Raw genomic sequence first — 7,578 nt, forward strand, 5'->3', positions numbered from 1 at the left:
GCTATAGTGGCAGCCCCCACCGTTGCTGTGCCGGTTGCCTGTGAACGCTTCAGATCCTTCAACGCTTGCGCCCATTCCCTCCGCCGCGGCCTTGCGGGCATTGGGCGAGCGGGTGCAGCAGGGCATGCTGGTATTCAACGGCCGGTTCGAGGTCAGCGTGGCCAATGCGTTGGCACGCGATCTTTTTGGCGAGCAGTCTCCCGCCGGTGCGAACCTGGCTCGCGAACTGGAAAACCTGTTGCCGCCTTATGCGCTGCCGCAGTCGCGCGAGACCGGCAAATGGACCGGCAGTCTTCCCGTTGGTGAGCGGGTGATCACCGTGCACCTGCACCATCATGCCGATGCCGCCGGCGATGCCTATCTGGCGCTGTTCCAGCACGTGGATGGCCCAGAGGACTACGAGCGCGAACTGCAACAACGCCACGCCGAGCTGCGCCAAGCCTATCTGCGCCTCAACGGCGCCCAGGAAAAGCTGCTGCAGTCGGAAAAGATGGCCTCCATTGGCCAGCTGGCGGCCGGCGTGGCGCACGAGATCAACAACCCGATCGGCTACGTGCATTCCAACCTGGGCAGCCTGCAGGAATACCTGCGCAGCCTGTTCACCGTGATCGAAGCCTATGAGCGCGCCCTGCGCGCGCCAGATCCCAAGGCCTTGATCCCGGAGATCGACGATATCCGCAACCGGCTGGACATCGACTTCATCAGCCGCGACCTGCCGCAGTTGATGGCCGAGTCACGCGAGGGCATCGAGCGGGTGACGCGCATCGTGCGCGACCTGAAGGACTTCTCCTATTCCGGCCGCGACGAATCCTGGAAGTTGGTGGACCTGCACGCAGGGCTTGAATCGACCATCAACATCATCTGGAACGAGCTCAAGTACAAGGTGACGCTTGAGCGCCGTTACGGCGAATTGCCGATGATTGAATGCCTGCCGTCGGAGTTGAACCAGGTCTACATGAACCTGCTGCTCAATGCCGGCCATGCCATTGCCGACCGCGGCAACATCATCGTCAGTACCGGCGTGGACGGCGATGAGGTGTGGGTGGAGTTCCAGGACAACGGCGCCGGTATTTCGCCGGAGCTGCGCCAGCGCATCTTCGATCCGTTCTTCACCACCAAGCCGGTGGGCAGCGGTACCGGCCTTGGCCTGTCGATCTCCTACGGCATCATCAACAAGCACCACGGCCGCATCGACCTGGACAGCACGGTGGGCGAGGGCTCGCGCTTCCGCATCGTTCTGCCGATCCGCCAGCCCAAATGACGGTGTCGGGGTGATGGCGTCAGGTTGAACTGACGCCCTGTTTTTCATCATGCGTGCGAAATGCCTGGCGGATGTGTTCGCGCAGTTCGTCGTCGTTCCACGGCTTGGTCAGGAATCGATAGATGGCGCCGCGGTTGATGGCGTCGGTGACGGTGTTCAGGTCGGTATAGCCGGACAGCACCAGGCGGATGGTATCGGGGTAGAGCATTTTCACCCGGCCCAGGAATTCGGTACCGCTCATGTCGCTCATGCGCTGGTCCGACAGGATCACCTGCACATCGTTGATCGCCAGCAGGTCGAACGCATCGCGCACATTGCCGGCCGCCAGGATCCGGTAACCATCGCGACGGAACAGGCGGACCAGCGAGCGCAGGACGTTCTCTTCGTCGTCCAGCAACAGCAGCGTGCGATCAGGCCGGGTTTCGGCGAAGGCCTCCGGGCGCAGGTAACGGCGGCGCAGGGTCATGCCGGCGGCGTCGGCCGACATCGGCTCGCCGAACAGATAGCCCTGGAACACGTCGCAATCATTGCGGCGCAGGAAGCCCAGCTGCGCCTGTGACTCCACCCCGTTGGCAATCACAGTCATGCCCAGCTGGTGGCCCATGGCGATGATGGCGCGGCTGATGGCGGCTTCACGGTTGGCGGCCGGTGCGCTTTTGATGAAGGTCCGGTCGATCTTCAGCTTGTCCACCGGATAGCGCACCAGGGCGCTGAGGCTGGAATCGCCGGTGCCGAAGTTGTCCAGGCACAGGCTGATGCCCTCGTTGCGCAGGCTGGCCAGGGTTTCATGCACGAAATTCACGTTGTTGGTCAGCGCGCTTTCGTTGATCTCCAGGGTAAGCATGCGTGCAGGCACGCCGATGGATTGCAGCAGGGTCATCACTTCGGGGAAGAAGTTGGGCCGCAGCAGCTGCAAGGTGGAGACATTGACCGAAACATTGAAGTCCTCGAAGCCCTGGTCCCGCCATGCCTTGGCTTGGCGCAGCGACATCTCCAGCACCCAGGCGCCGATCTGCACGATGATGCCCAGCCGTTCGGCGGTACGCATGAAGCGCTCCGGCACCAGCATGCCCAGGGTGGGTGATTGCCAGCGCAACAATGCTTCCATGCCAACGACGTGGCCGTCGCGGGCACTGACCAAGGGCTGATAGCGCAGGCGCAGCTCGCCGTTGTCGATGGCATCGACCAACTGCCGGGAGATGATGCTTTCACTGTGCGCACTGCTGGGTTTGTGCAGCACATGCACATGCACGGCGTTGCCGCCTTCCCGGCTGGCCTGGTGCAGCGCATCCTCGGCCATGTCCAGCAAGGTCGTGGTGCTGCCGGCATGCTCCGGGCACAGGCTGACGCCGAGCTTGCCGGTCAGGAAAAGGGTGTAGGGCAACACGGAAAGCGGCAACTCGATCTGCTGGCGGATTTCTTCAGCCAGTTCCTCGGGCGAGGGTACGCCGCTGCCGCGCTGCACGGCGATCAGGAACTCGTCGCTGCCATGCCGCCACAGCCGTCCGCGGCCGGCGAGGAAGCCGCGCAGACGGTCGGCAATCAGGACCAGTGCCTGGTCACCCACCTCGGCACTCATGTTCTCGTTCACCGAGGCGAAGTGATCGATATCCAGGTGCATCAGGATCAGTCCGGGGCCGCCACGATAGGCCGCCTCGACCAGGGCCAGCAGTTCGGGATTGCCGGCACCCAAGCGTACGGGGCGCGCATCGCTGCGATCTGCTGGGCTGGGGCTGGGGGCGTTCCACATCGTCGAAAAAATCCTGGGCTATGGGGTGTCAGTGGGCGGCGGCGTACGGCAGGTGCAAATCAATGCGGGTGCCTTCGCCCGGTGCTGTTTCGATACTGAGGCTGCCACCGGCACTCTGCGCGCGTTCGCGCATTACGATCATTCCAAGGCCGCGGGGGCCATCCGGGTCAAACCCTTCGCCATCATCGACCACCCGCAGCTGGAGACCGCTGTCGGCATCGGCATGCAGTTGCAGCGAGACCTGGCTGGCGCGGGCATGGCGCAGTGCATTGGTCAGGCTTTCCTGGGCAATACGAAAGCAGGCCTGCTCCACTTCGTTGCTGGGACGACGGGGCAGGTTACCAACATCCAGCAGCAGCTCGACCGGTGTGGAGCGGAACAACATATTGGCCTGCCAGCGCAGCGCGGCCTCCAGGCCCAGTGCGTCCAACTGCGGCGGGCGCAGCAGCATCGACAGGTTGCGCAGCTTGGTGACGGTGCTGTCGGCCAGTTCGATGATCTGGTCGATGTCGTCCTGGCGGCGGGCAGTATCGGTTTCGTCGCGCGAGGCGCAGGCAGCCAGCTTGATCGCGGTGATGGCTTGGCCAATATCGTCGTGCAGGTCACGGGATATCGACCTGCGCTCATCCTCCTGCAGGGAGAACAGGCGCCCAGCCATGGCCTGCAGCTCCGCGTTGCTGACGGCAAGCGCAGCACGCCCGCGTTCGATCTCACTAAGGTCGTGGATGACGAACAGGTAGCAGGAGGTTTGGGCGAAGCGGATGGGCCGCGCGATCACCGAGCACTGCAGCACTTCATCGTTGCGTCCCCGCAATGACATGGGGAACGGGGTCTCGTCGCTGCAACCGGCCAGCGCAATGTCATTGGCAAGCCGCTGCGCATACGCTGGGGTATCGATGGCCAGCAGTCGCTTCGCCGCTGGATTGGCGTAAGCAAGCGTTCGTCCGTCGCTGATGACCACTGCATCGGGCATGGCCGTGGCCAGCTGCTGAAATACAGCCGCGTCCGTGTCTGCACTGGGAACAGGGCGGAGCACCCTGCGTGTCAGCAAGCCCAACACCACGCACAAAAGTAGTGCGATGGCCGTCACGCTTTGCCAGCCCGTACGCTGCATGACAGCGATTGCGAGCACGGCGCCAGCGAGCAGCGCCGCGACAATCAGCGAGGCCAGCACTGGCAGCCGAAGGCAGTGCCGGCGCTGGCCAGAGGCCGCAGCAGTAGGGGAAGAGGCAGGGGCCGGGCCGGCGTCCATGGGCAGGGGATTTGCGGAGCGTCGCGCCATCTTAACGAGTTGTGCGGATATGGCACGACGTAGTGCTCAATTCTCCCTATCCGATGCCGCTATGGATTAGGTCCCCGAATTGCCGGGTGTGGAGATCGAACGCGTGGATCGCGGCCTTATAGCAACCCTGCTTCGTCACCCGTTGAGCGCAGCGCTGGTGCTCCTCGACCCGGAGGGCCAGCCGTTGGCCGCCAACGGCCAGGCCCGTGAGCTGGGCTTGCCGGCCACCTTGTCGCGTTACAGCGCCCAGTTGGCAGGCAGTCGCGTGGCAGCCGCCGAGCAGGACTTGGTCGCTTGCCTGCTGCCGGCGGGTTGCAACTGCATGGAAGGAGCGCTGAGTGCCCTGCGAGCACCCGACGGCAATGCTCTGGGCTATCTGTACACGTCCGCCGCAAGCGACGCGCAGCGCAGTGAGCGCTGGATGCAGGCCATGCAGGCCGCCGGCCATCGCTTGTGGGACTGGGACCTGGGAGCAGACCACCTGGTAGTGACGCGGCCGGACCAGGCACCCGTGGATATGTTGCCCGCGCTGGGCCTGTTGGATGACGTGCATCCGGACGATCAGGCACAGCTACGAGAGGCGATCCTGCTTCATTTGCAGGACGCGGAGGTCCCGTTCACCTGTCAGTTCCGCGTACGCCAACCCGATGGCCGCTGGCGCTGGGTAATGAACCGGGGCAAGGTGGTTGCACGTGGCGGTGATGGCCGGCCGCAGCGCATGATCGGCACTTCCACCGACATCCAGCAACAGAAGCAGCTGGAAGACGAGCTACGTGCGCAGCAGGCCTTGTTGCGTCGCGCGCAACGTGTTGCCGGCATGGGCAGTTGGGCGTGGGACGCGCACAGCGGTCAGTTGGAGTGGTCCGCCGAGTTGGTCACTGCGATCGGCTGGGAGCAACCGGCCCTGCCGCGTGGGCGTCAGTGGATGCGGCAGCTGGGCGGAGAAACCCGACAGCAGCTGTTCGCTCATTGGCGGCGGTTGTTGGACGACGGCCAGCCGGGCAGCTTTGACCTTACCTGGGGACGGGACCCGTTGTACCAGCAGCATCTGCGGATCTGGCTGGAAGTCGAACGCGATGGCGCAGGGCAGCTGCAGCGGGTGCTGGGACAGGTGCAGAACATCAGCGGGCAGCGCCGCACGGACGCGTTGATACGTTGGCGCACCGAACTGCTTAACCGGGTCTCGGCGCTGGGCCGGATTGGCGGTTGCGAGATCGAAGTCGAGACCCGGCTGATGCAGTGGACCGAGGAGTGCTATCGCATCCATGGCCTGCGCAAGGCGCCGGTGACGTTGGATCAGGCGTTGGCGCTATACACCCAGGACTCGCGCGACAGTTTCGAGGCCGCCTTGACCCGTATCGCGGCCGGCGGGCTGCCGGAACAACTGGATCTGTGCTTCTACCGGCCCTCGGGTCAGCGGATATGGGTGCAGGTGCTGGTGGAACTGGACCGCCGCGACGGCTTGCCGGAGCGCTACGTTGTGCTGTTCCGCGATACCACCCGCGAACGGGAAGCCGACGAGCGGCTGGAACTGCTGGCGCACTATGACCTGCTGACCGGGCTGCCCAACCGCATGCTGCTGCGCGAACAGGCAGGCGAGGCGATGATCGAGGCGAGCGAACGCGGGGCCATTCTGGCCATGCTGTTCATCGACCTGGATGGCTTCAAGAGCATTAACGATACCTTCGGCCACGCCACCGGCGACATGCTGCTGAAGGCAGCGGCGGCGCGACTGCACCAGAACCTGCGCAATGCGGACCTGTTCGCCCGCTTCAATGGCGATGAGTTCATCGTGATCCTGCGCAACCTCGCCGAGCCGGACGATGCCGGCCATGTGGCGCGCAAGCTCATTGCTTCACTGGCCGAGCCGCTGTACCGCGACGACGTCACCCTCAAGGTTGGCGCCAGCGTGGGTATCGCGCTGCAGGACGAGACCCGTAACGATTTCGACAGTCTCCTGCGTGCCGCCGATGCCGCCATGCATGCCGCAAAGGAAGCAGGGCGCAATACTTACCAGTACTACAGCCAGGACGCGCTGGCACGCACGCAGCGTCGCCTGGACATCGAGCACGCGCTTCATGGTGCGGTGGACCGCGATGAGTTCAGCCTGGTCTACCAACCGCTGGTGGACGCGCGCGAGGGCCAGCCGCCTTCCATCGAGGCCTTGTTGCGCTGGAACAGCGCGAAGCTGGGTATCTGTCCGCCCACCGAGTTCATCCCCATCGCGGAAAAATGCGGCGAGATCGTGCGCATTGGCGACTGGGTGCTGGAAGAAGTGTGCCGGCAGGCAACGGTGTGGGAACAGGCAGGGCTGCAGTTCGAGCGGGTGGCGGTGAATGTTTCGGCCATCCAATTGCGCGAGCGAGGATTTGCCGAGCGCGTGGTGGCCATCTGCAAGCAGTACGGCTGGCCGCCGCATCGCCTGGAGCTGGAGCTGACCGAGTCCGCCTTGATCCGCGACACGGACACCTTGCGCCAATGCTTCGACATCTTCGATCAGCACGGTATTCCGCTGGCGGTGGATGATTTCGGTACAGGCTTTTCCAACCTGCACTACCTCAATCGCTTCCCGGTGCAGCGGCTGAAGATCGACCGCAGCTTCGTCCAGGGCATGCTGCATGATGCGGGCACGGCCGAAGTCACCCAGGCCATCGTGCACCTGGGCCATGCGTTGGGCATGCGTGTGGTTGCCGAAGGGGTGGAGACCACGGCAGAGGCGGCGATGTTGCAACGGCAGGGCTGCGATGCGCTGCAGGGCTATCTGTTCGCCCGCCCGCTGCGACCGCGCGAGATGGTGCAGTGGCTGAAGCAGGATCATTCCCAGGCGGCAACTGATTTGCCACAGCTACAGGCACCGGAGTACGCCCACGCCAGCCTGTGAGGCTGGCGTGGTCCTGGCGGTACTGCCCAACACGGCAGTCGTCGCCGTGCCGGGCGCGATATGGCCGGCACCCAAGCAGTGCCGAACCATGCTTGGCAGGGGCTTTACGAGCAAAGGCAAAAGCCCCCTCATCCGCCCCTGCGGGGCACCTTCTCCCGTGAACGGGAGAAGGGCCAAGGCCAGGCATCATCTGCAGACAAGGCAAGGCATCATTTGTAGTGCCGAGCCATGCTCGGCAGGGGCATTACGAGCAAAGCCAAAAGCTCCCGTCATCCACCCCTGCGGGGCATCTTCTCCCGTGAACGGGAGAAGGGCCAGGCATCATCTGTAGCCAAAGCCAGGCATCATCTGTAGTGCCGAGCCATGCTCGGCAGGGGCATTACGAGCAAAGCCAAAAGCTCCCC

The 7,578-nt window shown here is 64.2% G+C and carries 4 protein-coding genes; 2 read left to right on the forward strand and 2 right to left on the reverse strand.

The features are described from left to right. Positions 1-40: 40 nt before the first annotated feature. Positions 41-1,261, forward strand: a complete 1,221-nt coding sequence (locus tag RT460_RS13150) for an ATP-binding protein (RefSeq protein WP_313319412.1) — start codon at positions 41-43, stop codon at positions 1,259-1,261. Between the two features lie 19 nt (positions 1,262-1,280). On the opposite strand, the gene RT460_RS13155 is transcribed toward RT460_RS13150, so the two are convergent. Together RT460_RS13155 and RT460_RS13160 are read right to left on the reverse strand one after the other, a co-directional pair. Beyond that, on the reverse strand, positions 1,281-3,011 hold the full coding sequence (locus RT460_RS13155) for an EAL domain-containing protein (protein ID WP_313319413.1): 1,731 nt from the start codon (positions 3,009-3,011) through the stop codon (positions 1,281-1,283). A gap of 28 nt (positions 3,012-3,039) precedes the next feature. Next, positions 3,040-4,293, reverse strand: a complete 1,254-nt coding sequence (locus RT460_RS13160) for a sensor histidine kinase (RefSeq protein WP_345785084.1) — start codon at positions 4,291-4,293, stop codon at positions 3,040-3,042. A gap of 103 nt (positions 4,294-4,396) precedes the next feature. Between RT460_RS13160 and RT460_RS13165 the strand changes: the two genes are divergently transcribed. After that, complete coding sequence (locus tag RT460_RS13165) at positions 4,397-7,174, forward strand: EAL domain-containing protein (protein ID WP_313319415.1); 2,778 nt, start codon at positions 4,397-4,399, stop codon at positions 7,172-7,174. Positions 7,175-7,578 lie beyond the last annotated feature (404 nt).

It is taken from the genome of Stenotrophomonas sp., assembly GCF_032061965.1.
Classification (GTDB): domain Bacteria; phylum Pseudomonadota; class Gammaproteobacteria; order Xanthomonadales; family Xanthomonadaceae; genus Stenotrophomonas.